Source organism: Croceitalea sp. MTPC5 (genome assembly GCF_036985505.1).
Lineage (GTDB): Bacteria > Bacteroidota > Bacteroidia > Flavobacteriales > Flavobacteriaceae > Croceitalea.
On the sequence record NZ_BTGQ01000005.1, the window covers coordinates 66,877 to 86,024 of the forward strand.

At 40.2% G+C, this 19,148-nt stretch carries 18 protein-coding genes; 3 read left to right on the top strand and 15 right to left on the bottom strand.

Features of this window, described 5'->3' with window-relative positions:
* Nucleotides 1-222 precede the first annotated feature (222 nt).
* From AACM45_RS15550 to AACM45_RS15610, 13 genes are all read right to left on the bottom strand, one after another.
* On the bottom strand, nt 223-1,149 hold the full coding sequence (locus AACM45_RS15550) for a DUF3078 domain-containing protein (protein WP_339143875.1): 927 nt from the start codon (nt 1,147-1,149) through the stop codon (nt 223-225).
* Nucleotides 1,150-1,217: 68 nt separating this feature from the next.
* Nucleotides 1,218-1,721, bottom strand: a complete 504-nt coding sequence (locus tag AACM45_RS15555; RefSeq protein WP_339143877.1) for a DUF2480 family protein — start codon at nt 1,719-1,721, stop codon at nt 1,218-1,220.
* 87 nt (nt 1,722-1,808) lie between these two features.
* Complete coding sequence (locus tag AACM45_RS15560) at nt 1,809-2,138, bottom strand: SUF system Fe-S cluster assembly protein (RefSeq protein WP_339143879.1); 330 nt, start codon at nt 2,136-2,138, stop codon at nt 1,809-1,811.
* A gap of 2 nt (nt 2,139-2,140) precedes the next feature.
* A complete protein-coding gene (locus AACM45_RS15565) occupies nt 2,141-2,563 on the bottom strand; it encodes a SufE family protein (RefSeq protein WP_339143880.1) in 423 nt (140 codons plus the stop codon).
* Nucleotides 2,564-2,633: 70 nt separating this feature from the next.
* Nucleotides 2,634-3,848, bottom strand: a complete 1,215-nt coding sequence (locus tag AACM45_RS15570) for an aminotransferase class V-fold PLP-dependent enzyme (protein WP_339143881.1) — start codon at nt 3,846-3,848, stop codon at nt 2,634-2,636.
* A gap of 116 nt (nt 3,849-3,964) precedes the next feature.
* Nucleotides 3,965-4,549 carry an outer membrane protein gene (locus tag AACM45_RS15575; RefSeq protein ID WP_339143882.1) on the bottom strand — a complete coding sequence of 195 codons (585 nt, stop codon included), beginning with the start codon at nt 4,547-4,549 and terminating at the stop codon, nt 3,965-3,967.
* A 26-nt stretch (nt 4,550-4,575) separates the two neighbouring features.
* Nucleotides 4,576-5,262 (bottom strand): porin family protein, encoded by a 687-nt coding sequence (locus AACM45_RS15580; RefSeq protein ID WP_339143883.1) that lies wholly within the window; start codon nt 5,260-5,262, stop codon nt 4,576-4,578.
* On the bottom strand, nt 5,252-6,568 hold the full coding sequence (sufD, locus tag AACM45_RS15585) for a Fe-S cluster assembly protein SufD (RefSeq protein WP_339143884.1): 1,317 nt from the start codon (nt 6,566-6,568) through the stop codon (nt 5,252-5,254). The genes AACM45_RS15580 and sufD overlap by 11 nt, the downstream gene beginning before the upstream one ends.
* 102 nt (nt 6,569-6,670) lie before the next feature.
* Nucleotides 6,671-7,423: a Fe-S cluster assembly ATPase SufC gene (gene sufC / locus AACM45_RS15590; protein ID WP_339143885.1), complete on the bottom strand. Its 753-nt coding sequence runs from the start codon at nt 7,421-7,423 to the stop codon at nt 6,671-6,673.
* A gap of 70 nt (nt 7,424-7,493) precedes the next feature.
* Nucleotides 7,494-8,939: a Fe-S cluster assembly protein SufB gene (gene sufB / locus AACM45_RS15595; RefSeq protein WP_339143887.1), complete on the bottom strand. Its 1,446-nt coding sequence runs from the start codon at nt 8,937-8,939 to the stop codon at nt 7,494-7,496.
* 67 nt (nt 8,940-9,006) lie between these two features.
* Entirely contained in the window at nt 9,007-9,336 is a 330-nt protein-coding gene (locus tag AACM45_RS15600; RefSeq protein ID WP_339143888.1) for a HesB/IscA family protein, read from the bottom strand.
* A 168-nt stretch (nt 9,337-9,504) separates the two neighbouring features.
* Nucleotides 9,505-10,854 (bottom strand): hypothetical protein, encoded by a 1,350-nt coding sequence (locus tag AACM45_RS15605; protein WP_339143889.1) that lies wholly within the window; start codon nt 10,852-10,854, stop codon nt 9,505-9,507.
* 7 nt (nt 10,855-10,861) lie between these two features.
* Nucleotides 10,862-12,778, bottom strand: coding sequence for a choice-of-anchor B family protein (locus AACM45_RS15610; protein WP_339143890.1), 1,917 nt, complete (start codon nt 12,776-12,778; stop codon nt 10,862-10,864).
* A gap of 66 nt (nt 12,779-12,844) precedes the next feature.
* Between AACM45_RS15610 and thiL the strand changes: the two genes are divergently transcribed.
* Nucleotides 12,845-13,900, top strand: a complete 1,056-nt coding sequence (thiL, locus tag AACM45_RS15615) for a thiamine-phosphate kinase (RefSeq protein ID WP_339143891.1) — start codon at nt 12,845-12,847, stop codon at nt 13,898-13,900.
* A gap of 214 nt (nt 13,901-14,114) precedes the next feature.
* Here the strand turns inward: thiL and AACM45_RS15620 are convergent, their stop codons facing one another.
* Nucleotides 14,115-14,384, bottom strand: a complete 270-nt coding sequence (locus tag AACM45_RS15620) for a hypothetical protein (RefSeq protein WP_339143893.1) — start codon at nt 14,382-14,384, stop codon at nt 14,115-14,117.
* Nucleotides 14,385-14,646: 262 nt separating this feature from the next.
* Here AACM45_RS15620 and brnQ point away from each other — a divergent pair, with 262 nt between their 5' ends.
* Together brnQ and AACM45_RS15630 are read left to right on the top strand one after the other, a co-directional pair.
* Nucleotides 14,647-15,918, top strand: a complete 1,272-nt coding sequence (gene brnQ / locus AACM45_RS15625) for a branched-chain amino acid transport system II carrier protein (protein WP_339143895.1) — start codon at nt 14,647-14,649, stop codon at nt 15,916-15,918.
* Between the two features lie 78 nt (nt 15,919-15,996).
* Nucleotides 15,997-17,571, top strand: a complete 1,575-nt coding sequence (locus tag AACM45_RS15630) for a hypothetical protein (RefSeq protein WP_339143896.1) — start codon at nt 15,997-15,999, stop codon at nt 17,569-17,571.
* Nucleotides 17,572-17,826: 255 nt separating this feature from the next.
* Here the strand turns inward: AACM45_RS15630 and AACM45_RS15635 are convergent, their stop codons facing one another.
* Complete coding sequence (locus tag AACM45_RS15635; protein WP_339143897.1) at nt 17,827-19,119, bottom strand: aminopeptidase P family protein; 1,293 nt, start codon at nt 19,117-19,119, stop codon at nt 17,827-17,829.
* Nucleotides 19,120-19,148: the final 29 nt, after the last annotated feature.

Below are 19,148 nucleotides of genomic sequence, written 5' to 3' on the forward strand. Positions count from 1 at the left end.
CTGTCAGAAAAAATCAATTTTTTCACTTTCCACAAAAAAAACGGGATTCACATCAAAAACTAAGTAATGTCAATTGGTAGGTTTACTTTCGTTCTGTAATCAATAGCTAGCCCCAAGGTTGTTCTTTACGATACAAAACCCCATTGAACTTTATAACCTAACTCAAAAAGCCCCAAGCATTATTGCTCGGGGCTTTTTCATTCGTATTTTTCTACGTGTTTTTTAGAATGCGTAGCTCAAGCCTATCGTCCAAAAACTCTGCAATTCATTATCTAAATCGTCAAAACTGGTGGCAGTAGGTGGATCTTGTGCCAAGGCAAAGTTCAATGCTTCTTGCCTGTTGTTTCTTAGTCCAAAATCAAAGCCCACCCCAATGGCCTTCCATAAAGTATAGCTGAACGAATTGGTCCATGTCCAGTTACTCAGGTCATTATCTTCATAACTTTGAAACACCGAAAGGTTGGTCTTAAAGTTGATAGCACCTATTCTTCTCGTGTAATCAGCTACGATCTTGGCACCCGCAGAGGATTCAAAAACGGAATCATTATCGGCAAACACAAAGTTATAGTTCAACGGGTGGATAACTACTACCAAATCCGTCACCGGCATCCAGGTGAAACCTACACCGATATCTAGGTATCCGGGATCGTTGAAGTTGTCAAGTATCGTGGTCCTGTATTCCAGTAGGCCCGAGACGGCAAGTTTTTCACTTAGGTTTCTACCATATAATGAAGAAAGATTGAACACATCGGTAGTTCCGGTAAAGCCTTCTTCGTCGGTATCAATGTCTTTATTGTCTACTTTTACCCAAGCTAAATTTACGGTAAGCGCGTTTCTCCAAAAAAACTTTTTTTGTTTTAAATTGGCGTAGGCATTAAAATTGAACCCTATATTACCCGATGAGTTATTGGGCACCCCTTGGGCGAACCAATTGTTAAAGTCAGAGAGACTACCCCCTATGGTACCAAAAGCACCGATTTTCCATCCCGGTAAGGCATCTAGTTGTGCCTGAAGCGCATTGGCCCTACCTTGTATGGCTGCTATAGAGTCTTTTTTACTTGCCAAAGTGGCCTTTAATTCTTCTTCGGTCTGTGCGGTCAAGTTCATGGCGATGACCAAAAAAGCAAATACTAAGATTACCTTTTTCATATGTCTATAATGTTTAGTGTGTTAGAAACGCAAAAGTAAGAATTGTCACATTGCTGCGAAAGAAATGCCTATTTTCTCTTGAACAAGGGTACCGAAGAACAGGCTTCACCATACCTAACGCTTTTTGCCACGGTTTGTATTTTGGCCATCGCCATGAGGTACGCGTTTTGTGGTACCGGTTTGTTTGAGCATCCCTTTATGATTACGGGTTTATCTTGTAACTCAGAAACATCCAATTCGTCTATAATGGATTGATAAATGGATGATTCCAATTGTTCTAAAGTTCCAACAATGACCTTTTTCGCGAACGGACTCAATCTGGAAGTGACCAACATAAAGGCCCACCCTGGTATTATGGCATCTGAAGAACACGTTAGTGCGACATAACCATCTTGATATTGAGACCAATCATGGGCATCTACTTTTTCACGAAACTCCTTTTCACGCAAAATGATTTCCTCATATAACCAATCTTTGATATCAAGAACGACTCTTTTCCCGTCAGGATACAAATCTTCTAGATCAAAAGTGACCAGTTTACTTTGTGCTACCCTATTTACGATTTCAGACATAAGATATCAGATTTTAAAACCCTTCGACTACCTGCTTACTGGCAGGTGGGCGATTAGATAATCCTATTGAAACTTCGCTTAATTGGATTATAACATCCCTAACTCCAACTTCGCTTCTTCGCTCATCAATTCTTGCGTCCATGGTGGGTCAAACGTAATTTCAACCTCTGCATCCTTTACCGCATCCAATGATTTTACTTTTTCCTCCACTTCAACAGGTAAGGTCTCGGCAACGGGACAATTAGGTGAAGTCAAGGTCATCAAAATCTTAACATCATTATCTTCATTGACAAAAACGTCGTAAATCAAGCCCAATTCATAAATATCAACCGGAATCTCAGGGTCGTATATGGTTTTCAGTACCCGAACTATTTTATCACCGAGTTCTGCCGTATCAATAGTAACTTCTTCGCTCATTTTCAATTCAATTGTGTTTGATAGGCAATAGCATACAATTTCAATTGTTTTACCATGCTTACCAAGCCGTTTGCCCTAGTGGGCGATAAATGTTCTTTTAGGCCGATCTCATCAATAAAATCAGTATCGGCCTCAATAATGTCTTGCGGCCTCTGATTGCTGAAAGCCCGGATCAATATGGCAATGATCCCTTTAGTAATGATGGCGTCGCTATCAGCTGTAAAAACCAGTTTGCCATTATTTAATTCAGCATGGACCCATACCCTGCTCTGACAGCCCTTAATAATATTATCATCGGTCTTGTACTGTGTTTCAATCAAAGGTAACGACTTGCCCAATTCTATCATATATTCATAACGCTGCATCCAATCATCGAACATTGCAAATTCATCAATGATTTCGTCTTGTATGGCTTCAATGGTCATGTTTCAATTTTATACAAAAATACAATTAGGATGGTTGTTAATCAAAAGATTGGCAAAATGTTAAGGTGTGTTATAGTAGCATGTTCTTGGCACGCGCTACCCCAGCTACCAATACGTCAACCTCTTCTTTGGTATTGTAAAAACTGAAGCTTGCCCGAACCGTACCTGGAATTTGGTAAAAATCCATGATAGGCTGCGCACAATGATGCCCAGTTCGCACGGCGATACCCAATTTGTCTAAGATGGTGCCGATATCGTAAGGGTGTATGCCCTCGATATTAAAGGAAATTACGGCCGTTTTTTCTACCGCCGTCCCATAAATTTTAAGCCCCCCTATTTTGAGCAGTTCTTGTGTCGCATATTCCAAAAGCCCATGTTCATAGGTAGCTATAGCATCAAAACCAATTTGATGCATATAATCCAATGCCGCGCCAAAAGCAATACCGCCACAAATATTGGGAGTGCCCGCCTCAAATTTATGGGGTAGTTCAGCATAGGTCGTTTTATCAAAGGTCACCTCGGCAATCATTTCACCACCACCTTGGTAAGGGGGAAGTTTTTTCAACCATGCTTCTTTTCCATATAACATGCCCACACCCGTAGGACCACAAACCTTGTGCGCGGAAATGGTATAGAAATCAACATCCAAAGCTTGTAAGTCCGCTTGAATATGCGGTGCTGCCTGTGCGCCATCAACCAAAACTGCCGCACCAACCTCATGGGCTTTTGCGATAATTTCTTTTATGGGATTTATGGTACCCAAAGCATTGGAAACATGATTGCAAAAAACCAGTTTTGTCCGTTCAGAGAGCAATTGGTCAAAAGCTTCCATGACCAACTCTCCATCTATATTCATGGGAATCACTTTTAACATCGCACCTGTGCGTTCACATAGCATTTGCCAAGGCACAATATTGGAATGGTGTTCCATGGCCGAAACCAATAACTCATCTCCATTTTGAAGCAACGCACCAAAACCATTTGCGACCAAATTGATACTATGGGTTGTACCTGAGGTCAGGATTACTTCATGGGTTTTTGCGATATTAAAATGTTTTTGAACCTTTAGTCGTGCCTGTTCATAGGCATCAGTGGCCTCTTGGGATAGGGTATGCACCCCACGGTGTATGTTGGCGTTCAACCGCTGATAGTAATCCACGATAACATCAATCACATGTTTCGGGGTCTGCGACGTAGCCGCATTATCTAAATAAACCAAGGGTTTTCCATTGACCTCTCGGTCTAGAATTGGAAAATCGGCCCTTATTTTGGTAACATCCAACATAGCAATTCGATTGATTTACAAAGATAGTTACTGCAGCATAAACAAGGTGTCCTTATACATATTCATTTAGCGGTAACGTTAACGAACAAAGGGTGTGGGATTCTATAATATTCCTCTTAGAAACGAAAGCCCACCCCCAATCTTATGTTATTGATATTGCCATTGATTTGGGCCGGCAGCAATATGTCATTTGGAACATCATCATCTAGGGTCAAATCAATGAAATCATATTGCGCCTGTAGAAAGAAGCGTTTGCTGATATAGTAAGAGATTCCAAAATTCAAATTAAAGCCTTGTACCCAAGAATCATCGGAGCTTTCCATTCCGTTAATCGTTCTAGAGGAGACCGTGTTCAAAAAACTATAGCCCACACCCAATGATGGACGTAGTTTTTCAAAACCAGGAACAACAAGTTCTGAAAATACACGAGGTTGAATCAAGTAGGTATTATCACGACGGCTATCAAACCCCGTATTCTCAACGTCTTCACTCGAAAAACCACCATTTACCCCGAAACCTAGATGGAACAGGCCTAATTTGACGAATCTATATTTTAAGCCAACGTCTATAAAATCATCCTCTCCAAATAAACCATCACCAGGAATAATGGTGTAGTTGGCCTCTAAGCTCCATTTTTGGTCTTGCGCGAAAACATGGGTCAATGAAAAAAGTAAAAATGCGGATAGTAGTTTTTTGGTCATAATGGTTGTTTTTAGATTAGATAGGTTTATCTAAAAGAATAATTTACAGATAGCTGCAATGCGACATTATAGTTTTGGGCGAAACCCCCTAACCCATTCAATCGGTTACGGAGGCCAATATAAGCCCGTGGGGCCAATGAAAAATGGTCGTTCAATCGTAGCCCGAGGCCAAAGGCTGCACCATAGTCCAGTTGAAAGTCGCCAGAGATGGTCGTGCGGCGTGCCAGGTCGGTTCCATCTATTTCATCTAGATTTTTGATAATACTCACCTGATTCAACAAAAACCCAAATTGGGGCCCTACTTCAATATCCAGGTTTTCATTAAGTGCAAATTTCATGATAAGCGGAACGGTCAAATAGTTCAATTGCACATTATTTCTAAAGTCATTCTCACCAACAACGGGACTATCTGCCTGAATTGAGGCTAAATCAGTACTGAACTGAAAACCTTGGGAAGAATAGACCAATTCCGGTTGAAATTTTAATTTATACGAAAGGCCAATTTCAACTAAGACTCCTAAATGGCCTGAAAATCGGAATTTCAAACCTTCGGTCAAATCGCCGACAATGGAAGAATAGTTTGGCCCAGCTTTTATTCCGAAACGACTCTCTTGTGCATTACTATGTAGTGCCGTAAACAAGAAAAAAAGCAAGATGAACAAAGGTCTTCTTGTTCTAATTATGCGATACTCTTTAAATATGCTATAAATCAAACCCAAGGTTTACCCCTAGTTTCTGGGCAATAATCTTATTGACCCTAACCTTCAGTTCAGGAATGCGAACACTATCTAAAACATTGTTCGAAAATGCATACATCAATAAGGCTGTGGCCTCTTTTTTGGGTATACCACGAGATTGTAAATAAAATAGGGCCTCTTCATCCAATTGCCCAATGGTACACCCATGCGAACATTTTACATCATCAGCGAAAATTTCCAATTGTGGTTTGGTGTTGATTGTTGCTTTATCACTAATCAAAATATTATTGTTCTGCTGAAAGGCATTCGTTTTTTGCGCGATTTTATCCACAATAATCTTACCATTGAAAACACCGGTGGCATTTTCACCGTAAATACCTTTATAGTCTTGATGGCTTTCACAATTGGGTTGTTGGTGGTGTACTAGGGTATGGTGGTCTACATGTTGTTTTTCGCCAAGTATGGTAACCCCTTTCATGGTGGAGTCCATATGCTCTCCATCTTGATAGAAATTCAAGTTATTTCGGGTCAGTTTACCACCAAAAGAAAAAGTATGTACATTAACGTTACTCTTACTTTTTTGGTCGATATAGGTATTGTCTATCAAAGAGGCCGAGCTGTTATCGTTCTGAATTTTATAATAGTCGACAATGGCATTTTGGGCCGCAAAAATTTCTGTGACGGCATTGGTCAATACTGCATTCGTCGTTAAACTTTGATGGCGTTCTATAATCTGTACTTCAGCATTTTCTTCAACTATGACCAAGTTACGGGGCTGTAACATTAAAGAAGCTTCATTACCTGTTGCAAAATGGACGATTTCAACAGGTTTTTTGGGCATCTTATTTTTCGGAATATAAATATATGCGCCCTCTTTGCTGAAAGCCGTGTTCAAGGTGGTAAGTGATTCATCTTTAGAGGCCACCTTATTGAAATACACATCAATAATCGGTTTGTACATGGGTTTGGTAAGCGCCGAACTCATCAAACAAATATCTACTCTATCGTGGGTAGTCTCAGAAAGAAAAGAACTGTAAATACCATCTATAAAAACAATCTTGTAGCTATCTATTTCGTGAAGAAAGTACCGTTTGACATCTTTATATTCCAATGCATTTTCTTGCTTTGGAAAAATACTGAAATCAACCTTTTGTAGGCTTTTCAATGATGTATACTTCCAAGCTTCCTCTTTTTTGGAAGGAAAACCTTTTACCTCAAAATTCTTTATAGCTTCCATTCGAAGATCATGGACGGGATGTTCTACATCAACATTATTCTCGAATGCCATAAAGGAGGAGATCAATTTTTCTTTTAAATCCATAATTCGTTTCCATTGTCATTCCCGCGAAGGCGGGAATCTACTTTATTTAGTTTATGAAAAAAATTAACAGATTCCCGCCTTCGCGGGAATGACAGCTAACCCTTAGACTACCGCCTCTTGTTTGATCCAATCGTATCCTTTTTCTTCCAGCTCAAGGGCAAGTTCTTTTCCTCCTGATTTTACGATCTTACCGTCATACAAGACATGTACATAATCTGGTACAATGTATTCTAAAAGCCTTTGGTAGTGCGTAATGACCACAATCGCATTGTCTTTGCTACGAAGTTTGTTCACCCCATTTGCAACTATTCGAAGTGCGTCAATATCCAAACCGGAATCCGTTTCATCTAAAATGGCAAGTTTGGGTTCTAACATCGCCATCTGAAAAATCTCATTTCGTTTTTTCTCACCACCAGAAAAGCCTTCATTCAACGAACGGGAAAGGAATTTTCTATCGATTTCAAGCATCTCTGACTTTTCACGGATGAGTTTCAACATCTCATTTGCCGGCATATCTTCCATTCCCCTGGCCTTACGACTTTCATTAATGGCCGTTTTCATGAAATTGGTCACGGAAACACCGGGTATTTCAACCGGGTATTGAAAAGATAAAAAGATACCTTTGTGAGCACGTTCTTCTGGGGCCAAGTCCTCCAAATCCTCACCCTCCAGAGCAATACTTCCCTTGTCAACATCAAACTCCTCTTTGCCTGCTATCACCGATGCCAAGGTACTTTTACCAGAACCATTTGGGCCCATAATAGCATGTACCTCGCCCGCACTTACATTGAGGTTGATTCCCTTTAATATGTCTTTTTCTTCAACACTCGCGTGTAAATCCTTAATTTCTAACATCACTGCTACTTTTGTAATTAGTATAAAATGGAATGTTTCGTAGTATGATTATTCCCTTTAATATTTCTGATTATCCTACCGAACCTTCTAAACTTATTTCCAATAATTTTTGTGCCTCAACCGCAAATTCCATAGGTAGTTTGTTCAACACTTCTTTACTGAAACCGTTCACGATCAATGCAATCGCCTTTTCGGTGTCAATGCCTCGTTGGTTACAATAAAAAATTTGATCTTCGCCTATCTTACTTGTAGTTGCCTCATGTTCTATTTGTGCGGATTTATTTTTCGCCTCTATATACGGAAAGGTATGAGCCCCACACTCATTACCCATCAAAAGCGAATCGCACTGTGAGAAGTTTCGAGCGTTTTCCGCCCTACTACTCACTTGTACCAAGCCTCTATAACTGTTTTGGGATTTACCTGCTGAAATACCTTTGGATATAATGGTACTCTTGGTGTTCTTGCCCAAGTGTACCATTTTGGTGCCTGTATCGGCCTGTTGAAAATTATTGGTGACTGCAATGGAATAGAATTCCCCGACAGCGTTGTCTCCTTTTAAAATACAAGAAGGGTATTTCCAAGTTACTGCTGAACCTGTTTCTACTTGGGTCCATGAAATTTTTGAATTTTTTTCACACAAGCCCCTTTTGGTCACGAAATTATAAACACCCCCTTTGCCTTCTTTATCGCCAGGAAACCAGTTTTGCACCGTTGAATATTTGATTTCTGCATCATCAAGGGCTATCAATTCAACCACTGCGGCATGTAACTGGTTTTCATCACGCGATGGTGCGGTACAACCTTCTAAATAGCTGACATAGCTACTTTCATCCGCTATTACCAAAGTACGTTCAAACTGACCCGTACCTCCCTCATTAATTCTGAAGTACGTAGAAAGTTCCATTGGGCACTTCACTCCCTTTGGGATATAACAAAACGAACCATCGGTAAAAACGGCCGAATTCAGGGCGGCATAAAAGTTGTCCGTTTTGGGCACAACCGTACCCATATACTTTTTGACCAATTCAGGATGCTCTTGAATCGCCTCAGAGATAGGCATGAAAATAATCCCTTTTTCCGCAAGGGTTTTCTTGAACGTAGTTGCCACGGATACCGAGTCAACGACAATATCTACAGCCACGTTCTGCAAACGTTTTTGCTCGTCGACGGAAATACCTAGTTTTTTATACATCTCCAACAACTCTGGATCGACATCGTCCAAAGATTTATTGGGGTCTGCCTTTTTAGGTGCGGAATAATAACTGATTGCCTGAAAATCGGGTTTTTCATAATTGACATTGGCCCATTCAGGTTCTTTCATATCCTCCCAAATACGAAAAGCGTCCAAGCGCCATTCCGTCATCCATTCGGGTTCGTTTTTCTTTTTCGAAATTGCCCTAACGATATCGGCACTCAATCCTTTAGGAAACGTATCCGATTCAATATCCGTATAGAACCCGTATTCGTATTCTTTGGTCTCGAGCTCTTTTTTTAATTCTTCTTCAGTATATGCCATGTTCTACTTTAATGTGCCGATTTATAAATGTCCCAATTGGTCAATTATACCATTTTCAAATATAGGATCATAGTGAAAAGCTCTCTCCACAACCACAGGTTCGCTGGGCATTGGGATTGTTGAATACAAATCCCTTTCCGTTTAAGCCCCCAGAATATTCCAAGGTCGTACCGACCAAGTATAAAAAGCTTTTTTTATCCACGATAATTCGAACGGCGTTATCTTCAAAAATCTTGTCCGTTTCCCCGACTTCTTTATCAAAATCCAATTCATACGATAGCCCGCTGCATCCGCCACTCTTTACACCGACGCGAACATAGTCCTTAGTAGCATTAAAGCCTGATTCGGTCATTAAGGCCACTACTTTTTGTTTCGCGGTTTCAGATACTTTTATCATGATTACTAAGATTTATTCTAAATAGCTTACAAATATAGGTGTTAGAAGGTATTATATCCTATTTCCTAACATTATTATAACGTATATTTTGATAAACTTTCTCTATGCAAACGTTAAACAGAAAGAAGTAATGGTATTTGGGGGTATTTTCAGCGAACAGGGTTAGGGTCACTGCACTTTTACGATTACCAAATCGACACCTCCTTTGTGCTGAATTTCAGGAAAATCTTGGCTCGAAGTGTCGCCGACAAATAATACACTACCGTCTGAAGTTTGGATCGCGTCGTACCCAAAGTCCAAACCCGTGCCTCCGAAGGTTTGCTGCCAGACCAGATCGCCCGTAGCATTTGTTTTGAGTAGCCAAAGGTCATTTTCACCAAAGTTGGCCGTAGTGTCACCGCCAAAACTCTTGGAATTTCCTGAAATAATAAACCCACCATCTGCGGCCAAGCTAACACCGTGAGCGGAGTCAAATAAAGGGCCCCCATAATTTCGTTCCCAAATTAAGTTTCCATTTTCATCGAATTTCACTAACCAAATATCGGATTCCCCATTATTTTTGGAGACCTGAACATCAGTACTAAATGTATTTCCAACAATAACGTAAGCGCCATCTGCAGTTTTTGAAACATCATGTGATTGATCAATACCAGTGCCCCCAAAAGAACGTTCCCACTCGAAATTGCCATTTTTGTCTACTTTCACGACCCAATAATCATAGCTGCCTTTTGGGTTTGAGATATCAAAATCATCACTTTCAGATGCTCCTGTTAAGATAAACCCGCCATCATTTGCGTTAATTACGCCAAAAGAACGATCGTTGTTCGTTCCGCCAAAATACTTACGCCAGACAAGATTGCCCTCGGCATCTAATCGTGTTCCCCAAAACTCACCTACTCCATGTGCCGTAGTCCTTGATTTTTCAGTACTTCCTTCCCCATTTGACGAAGTCACATCCAAAAATCCCGAAAAAAAGAAACCCCCATCACTGGTTTCTATAATATCGTAGGAGTGGTCGTGACCTGAGAACCCAAAACTTTTTTCCCAAAGAATAGTTCCTGACGCATCCAATTTTAAAATCCAATTGTCATGAAACCCTTCATTCTTGGTTCCGTCTCCATCGTCACTCATGGCATACCCGGTAATTGCGTAACCGCCGTCTTTTGTTTGTATTACTTGTTGACCGCGATCGTCTTTACTACCGCCATAAGTCTTGCTCCATTGTAGGCTTCCTTCTGAATCAAATTTTAAGAGCCAATAATCATTTACGGCCAATGACTTTTGCGCCAAATCACCGTCAATACTATTTGTAAAGCCAAAAACGGCAAAGCCCCCATCTAATGTCGAGACAATAGATCTTGGGGAGTCATCACCGGATCCCCCAAAATTTTGAATCCAGGCAACGCTGCCAAATTCTTCAAGCCCGTCTTCTGAACCACTATCGGTACTTGGAGCATCATCATTTGTGCAAGACCATAAGACCAATAGCAAACCGATAAGAAGTATTCCCCTTTTCATAATAATATCATTCAGATTTCCTAATTAGGAAAAAACCATTATTCGAGTCGTTTACTAAAATTTTTTGGCTTTCCAGGTAAGGATATACACTCCATACCCCATCAAAACTGGCTGTATTGTTAGCGGGAAACGTATCAAAAAATCCGACTTCAGAAATTGTTCTATCCGCAATACCTGAAATATCCAATACGCGAACCCCTGCGGTATAATTGGCAAGGTAGAACTCATCTCCCAAAACATAACCGTTATGGTCAATAGCCCCTGTCGGACCTAAATAGGTCGTGTGTAATTGCGGGTTATCAAGGTCTTGAAGGTCAAAAACAAGGGTTCTTGAGTTAAACCCAAAGTCTATCTCATCGAGTTCATCCCCTAAAAGAAAAAATCGTTGATCTTCAGTAAACCAACCTTGATGGGTATATCCTAAATTACCATAGGTCAAGGTCGCGATCTCTACAGGATTATTTTTATCCGTAATATCGACAATTGCGATTTGGTCTTCATTGGCCCCAATGAAAATCTCTCGCCCCGCATAATCTGCGTCAGGGCCGTTGTAGGTGACCACTTGGGCATCATGGGTATAACCATTATCCCCATGGCCCCCTGCTGGGGTCGGGGCAGTCGGATTTTGAATATCAACAAAATGCACCCCACCGTTAAATGCATCATTTCTGGCCGTACCTACTGGGTAAGCGAACGAGCTTGCCTCATTAATGACGACGTTATGGGCGTTTCCAATTTCAGTATATGTTGTAGTCGTCGCAAAGGTCTGGGGAGGATTGGTAACGGTCAATAGTCTTCTAAGATCAAAAACCTGCATGCCATGACCTGCAGCTTCTGAGACGACATAGGCATGGTCTTGGTATACTTTTACATCCCTCCAGACACTGGAGCCTGTGGCAGTAGGCAATTTACCTAAATAAATGGGCTCATCACCACTTACCTCAACAAACGCGGTACCATTATCTAAACCGACCAAGGCGAATTCACGTCCAGAAGTCTGATCTCGCCACCCCCAAACATCATTGCCGGAAACCGCATCAAAATCAGAGACACTGATTCGCCCTATCAGGTCATATCCATTACACGGGTATTGCCCAGCCGTACCCCCTTCACAAGGGGTTAATCCCTGAATCTCATATCTGGTTTGGGTGATTCCCAAATCATCTTCAGGACCAGAAAGTTCCAATTCAAAAAATTCAGCAGGTTCTACTTGGTCATCATCAATAATGGCAAGGCCTGGGATTGAAAATGTATTCTCCCCAGAAGAATTATAATTTCCTACAGGTATTACAAGGGTCTGTGGTGAATCAAGTGTGAAATCAGTACCGAGTATCGCCGAGCCATTTTGAACGACCCTTACTTCAACGGATAAATCGGCATCTACATTACCCAATACAATGACTTCGGGCAGATTATTGCCTTCACTCTCCCTACCGGAAGCGGTTTGCTGTGAAAAGGATATGGTGAGGCCATCATTATCTAAAATAGTATAGGTGGTTTGGTCGGTTTCGCCAAGAACCGCATCCCCTGTGGGATTTGATAATTCCAGTTGTATCGTTTCGCTATTTTCTTCCTCAAAATCATCTAGAACAGAAAAACCCGCTATGGCTATTGTAGCAGAGTTACCTTGATAGGTGCCCGGTGGTATGGTTATAACTTGCCCTGACCCAAAGGTGAAATCTTCATTTTCAGTTGCGGTCGATTCATTAAAAAGTACCCCGATGGTAACGGTAGTCGGGTCGACCACGGTTCCAGAAAGCAGTAATTGGGGCAAATTACCTTCTTCGCCCTCGACATCAAAACTTGAACTACTTGCAAAAGAAACGGTAAGTTGGGTTGCTTCTATGGGTTGTGGAGCGTCATCATCACCCCCACAGGAAAATACCAAAAAAAGAGCAAAAACAATAAAGGTGCGATAAGACATAACCATAGCAATTATAGGGCTTTATGTAAAGATACAATTTAAAAGTATTCGACTTATTTTTGTAACATGATAGAAGATAAAGACCAATTACGAACCGCATTAGGGCAACTCGGTGAATTTAAACTTATCAAACACCTTACCAAAGATTTTGAGGTCACACAAAAATCCACGTTCAAAGGTATTGGTGATGATGCTGCAGTACTTGACTTTGCCAAACAAAAAACAGTAATCTCTACAGATTTGCTGATAGAAGGTGTTCACTTCGATTTGAGCTATATGCCCCTGAAACATTTGGGTTATAAATCGGTCATTGTGAATTTATCGGACATCTATGCGATGAATGCCATTGCAACACAAATAACCGTTTCCATCGCCGTTTCGAACCGTTTTCCACTTGAGGCCCTAGAAGAATTTTATGCCGGGGTCTTAACGGCCTGCAAGGTTTATGGCGTCGATTTGATTGGTGGCGATACCACCTCTTCCAATACCGGTATGCTTGTTAGCGTGACGGCCATCGGTGAGGCAAAAGAAGAGCAAATCGTTTATCGTTCAGGGGCAAAAGAAAATGATTTACTAGTTGTTTCGGGGGATTTAGGCGGCGCTTACCTAGGCCTTCAGGTTTTGGAGCGCGAAAAAGAGGTTTTCAAGGTAAACCCCCAAAACCAACCAGACCTAGAGCCCTATTCTTATATTGTAGAGCGACAACTAAAACCTGAGGCCAGAAAGGATATCGTTGAAATTTTAAGAAAATTGGAGGTTCACCCCTCTGCGATGATCGATATTAGCGATGGCCTTTCTTCTGAAGTTTTGCACTTATGCGAACAAAGTCAGGTTGGCTGCAATCTATATGAAGATAAGATTCCCTTAGACCCCACCGTAATTACCACATCAGAAGAATTTAAAATGGATAGTACCATGATTGCCCTAAGTGGCGGTGAAGATTATGAATTGTTGTTTACCATTGACCAAAAGGAATTCCCGAAAATCAAGGGTAATCCTAATTTGACCGTGATTGGGCACATGACCAAACCTTCTGAAGGTGCGCATTTGATTACAAGGGCAAATACCAAAATACCATTAAAGGCCCAAGGTTGGAATTCTTTTACGGAAGCTGATCAATAACGTACTTTTCGGTTACTTTCCCATTCGAAAGCAGTTAAAAAACGGTAATGCACCAATTGCTATTTTTCTTTGTTATGAAAAAATGAAAAATTCCCGAAAATCAAGGGCAATCCTAATCTTACGGTCATGGGGCACAGGACGGATAAGAATAAGGGCGCGCACCTAATCTCCAGGAATGGCTTTTATATTGATACCAGCTTAAGTTAGCGGCCTATTAGGCTACTCGCTTGGGTTCAATCCTTCTCGTAGACCTTCGATTGCGTTTTTGATACATATCCTCCAACGTACTATTGATTTCCTGCATTTCTGGGGTCAGTGTAGATAATTTTCCCCTTTCGTCTGTCGTAACCTGTTTTTGACAGTGTATACAACGGTATTCTTTGATGTGGTCAGTAACCTTTTTTGAAACCACGAAATGGTGGCCAAAAAAATTGCAGAAGATTCCAGTAAATTTATTACCATCGGGAGTAATAGTTTTCTTCATAAGCTTGGTATTGGTAGTAGCACAGTTTCGATTTGGGGTCGATTCATGTACTTATTTAGTTTTGTTTGTTGTGAAAAACCATGTTTTTGGCACACATATTAATTGCAACGGTACTGAAATCCAATTTATTACTTATACGAATCGATTTTTTTAATTTTTTCGATGAAATGCACTTCATCGACCAATCGTTTAAAAAATCCGTTGAACTGGTAACGATTTCAATATACAAATTTGACCTATCTTTCCAAATAATTTATGTCTTATGATCACAAAAAGAAACGTGCTTGTAGTCTCATTCGCACTTTTCTCACTTTTTTTTGGAGCAGGTAATCTGATTTTACCCCCACAACTTGGTTTCAAGTCAGGTGATGCTTGGCTGTTGGTTACTTTAGGATTTTGTCTTTCAGCAGTTTTGATTCCTATTTTTGGAATTTTGGCCCATGCAAAACTACAGGGCACCATGTTTGATTTCGCGAAGAAGGTTTCCCCTACCTTTAGTCTGATCTATTGCTATTTGGTCTATGCGATATCCATTAGTTTGCCCTCACCCCGTACAGCATCGGTAACCCACGAAATGGGCATAGCACCTTTCTTTGGTTCGCCATCATTATTGACCAGTGTTGTCTATTTTGTTTTGGTCTTCATCTTTGTTATCAATCGCTCCAAAATTTTAGATGTAATCGGCAAGCTTCTGACCCCAGCCATCATTTTGATTTTGATATGCATTATAGCACAGGCTTTATTCGGGTTCGAATTTAATTTTGGGCAAACACAATTTGACAGCCCTTTCACCAGTGGAATTCTAGAGGGCTACCAGACCTTTGATGCCATTGGGGCAGTGGTCGTAGGTGGTGTAATTATAGTATCTATCAACCTGAAAAATGATAAAATACCTTATGAACAGAAAAAAAGTGCCATCGCCAAAGCGGGATTGTTCTCAGGCCTCGGGCTCTTTTTAATTTATACAGGACTGGTTTTGACCGGGGCTTTGATGCACAACGAATTTGATGCTGATACTTCGCGCACTGCATTACTTAGTGGAATTAGCATTAAGACCTTAGGAAGTACGGCAAACATCTTTTTAAGCATTCTGGTGAGCTTGGCATGTTTCACGACGGCAGTGGGAATTGTTACCGGTACGGCTGATTTTGTAAAAGGGCGGTTTAACAATTCACAAACAGCCTATCTAGTTACCGCGATTGTCAGCTGCCTTTTAGGTATTGTCATGGGGCAATTTAATGTAGGCTATATTATTGCAGTAGCCCTGCCCGCGTTAATGTTTATTTACCCAATTACCATCGTTTTGATAGTGCTCAACGTTGTCCCTAATAAATTTGCCTCGCAAAAGGTGTTTCGATGGGTAGTTTTGACAACGATTATTTTTAGTATTCCTGATTTTTTAGGAAGTATTGGCCCCCTCTCCAAAGGGGGAACTCTTGACTGGATTCCGTTGGGTCAATATCAAATGGGATGGGTGCTGCCGGCGTTTGTCGCTTTTTTGATGGCGAATACAATGAGCAGAGCTAAGTTCTAATTTTAAGACTGAAAATAAATCTCATATCTAATTGTCTGAGATTAGAATTTATTTTTTCTTTGAAAAAAATTGCTCACAATGAAATATTTCAAAAAAGTTAGTTCAATTCTTTTAATGCTTTTAGTAAGTTGCTCAAATGATTCAGCTGACAATCCGTCTGAAGAGCAAGAAGAACTAAACCAATGCGACGCGGCAATCAACCTGATTTTGGGAGATGTGTCAAATGATACCGCAGAGATAAGTTGGAATACAACTGGTAATTATGACTCTTTTGAAATTGAGTATGGGTCCCAAGAGTTCTCACTAGGTGAAGGTACAAGACTAAATTCTAATAGCAAAGATATCACATTGGTGTCATTAGACCTTAATTCAACAATTGATGTATACGTAAGAGGTTTATGTGAATCTGTCTTCAGTGATTGGTCAAGCCCTGTTTCTGTTACTACAACTTGTAATTTAGGTTTTTATGACGGAGACATTTCATTAAGCACTCAATCAGAAGTCGACAGTTTTGGTGGACTTTGTTATAATGGAATTGATGGAACGCTAATTATTAATAGTTCCGAAAGTGAGGATGCAATAACAGATTTATCCAATTTAAAAGGATTAACAGAAATCAAAGGGAGTTTGTTTATAGAAGAAAATGAAAAATTAACTAATCTCAATGGACTTGAAAACCTTTCTAGTGCAGGTGCCCTAATCATCAGACGAAATCGAGGACTGCTTTCTATTAATGGCCTTCAAAATCTTCAAAAGCTAACAGCTGAGGCGGCAGATTTTGAGGAATCCGCTCCTATTACGGGTATTTATATTCTTTCAAATTTGTCATTATCGAATCTTACAGGGTTGGAAAATATCACAGAATTAACCGACCTAGTAATTGCGGAAAACTTTGCTCTTGAAGATTTTGAAGGCCTTAGTAACCTGACGACTATTCACAATACTCTTAGTATTTTATTTAATCACTCTTTAAATAATTTGGCTGGATTAGAAAGTATCGAAAATGTCAAAAAATTGACATTACAATTCAACGATAACCTAAGAAACCTAGAAGGGTTGGATGGATTAGAAAGTGTTACTGAATCCATGACCATTCAGAACAATAAAAATTTAGAGTCTTTAGATGGTATGGACTCCATTTTGAATTTGGAGACCATCACCATAGAAAGTAATCCTGTACTAAAATCGATAGAACAACTTAATGACTTAAACTATGCCAGAGTAATTTCATTAAAGTCTTTACCTGTTTTAAATAATCTTAATGGAATTAGTCTATCAAATATTGGAACCTTTTTAGAAATTGATAATTGCGATTCACTTATCAACTTTGAAGGAATCAGAATAGGTAACGAAATTACTGCATTCATTCAGGTTACGTTTTGTCAAAACTTTATATCTTTTAATGGATTAGAAGGTTTGACAGAAATAGAAGGTTTCTTAATAACGGATAATCCCAACTTAACAACTCTTAATGGCCTAGAAAATCTAATTTTATCTAGAAACTATATTAGAATAGATAACTGTTTTGAACTTAGGGATTACTGTGCATTAACTAATCTAATTCAGGATGGCCAATTAATGGGAACATGGGATGTATATAATGCAGGTTTTGGAAAGACCCTAGAAGAAATGCAAGTTGGCGACTGTGATTAATTGATTTACTCTAAACCTCCCTCTTTTTGGTGTAATAATAAATCGCATAATCCGTAATAACCAAAATTACAAAAGGTAAATAAGTACCAATCAAGACTCCTGTTTTATAAGCTGAGTCGGGGGGGGGGGGGGTTATTTTTTTAATATAGGGCTGTTATAAAAACAGTAAAAGCATTTTTATAAGCATAGATTTCTAACTCTTATCTCGACTGCGCTAGATATGACAATAGACTAGAACCCAACAACCGACAACCATCAACTATTCATCAACTCTTCGATCTCCTCTGCTTCAATCGGAATACGCTCCATTAAGTTAAAAGGTTCCCCCGTTTCTTGTATAACCACATCATCTTCCAGTCGAATGCCCATTTTCTCAGCAGGTATGTAAATGCCAGGTTCTACTGTAAAGACCATATTGGCCTTCATGGGTGTTTTAAGCTCCCCGTAATCATGGGTGTTTAAACCAATATGATGACTGGTGCCGTGCATAAAATATTTTTTATACGCAGGCCAATCCGGATTTTCATTTTGTACGTCGGCCTTATCCAACAATCCCAATCCCAATAATTCTGAAGTCATCAATTTTCCGCATTCTTTGTGATACTCTGCCCAGAGGGTTCCCGGAACCAATAATTTGGTCGCTTCATTCTTTACGCGAAGCACAGCATTATAAACCTCTTTTTGGCGTTTGGTAAACCTTCCATTCACGGGTATGGTACGGGTAAGGTCGCTTGAGTAATTGGCGTACTCCGCCGCTACGTCCATTAAAATTAGATCTCCCTCTTCACATTGCTGATTGTTCTCTATATAGTGCAATACATTGGCATTGTTGCCAGAAGCAATTATTGGCGTGTAAGCGAAGCCCTTTGAACGGTTGCGGATAAATTCATGCAGCAGTTCTGCTTCTATCATATATTCCCAAACCCCAGGTTTTACAAAGCCCAATACCCTTCTGAAACCTTTTTCGGTAATGTTACAGGCGGTTTGCATCAGCTCCAATTCCTCAGGTTCCTTAACCCCTCGAATCTGCTGAAGAATGGGGTTACTTTTTGCCCATTGATGCGCCGGAAAATCTTTTTTACACTTAGCTATAAAGCGGTCTTCACGGGTTTGGGTCTCTACGGCTTGCCGATAGTGCTCGTTGGTATTAAAATAAATCGTATCGGCCTCCGTCATTAGGTCAAAAAACACTTTATCAAAATCGGTCAACCAGTAAATGGTTCGAATGCCTGAAACGGCTGTCGCCTTTGCTTTAGTTAATTTTTCCCCTTCCCAAACCGCAATATGGGCATTGGTTTCCCGAACAAATAAGATTTCTTTATGTTTTGCATCCATCGCATCAGGAAACAATACGAGTATGGTCTCTTCTTGATCCGCACCACTTAAATAGAAAATATCGCGGTGCTGCTCGAAAGGCATGGTACTGTCGGCACTTATCGGATAAATATCGTTGGAGTTGAATACCGCAATACTTTTGGGCCTCATTTGGGCCATAAACTTTTTACGGTTTTTGATAAAAAGTCGATTGGGTATTTGGTGGTATTTCATAACTGTAATATTAAGATACTTATTAGGTT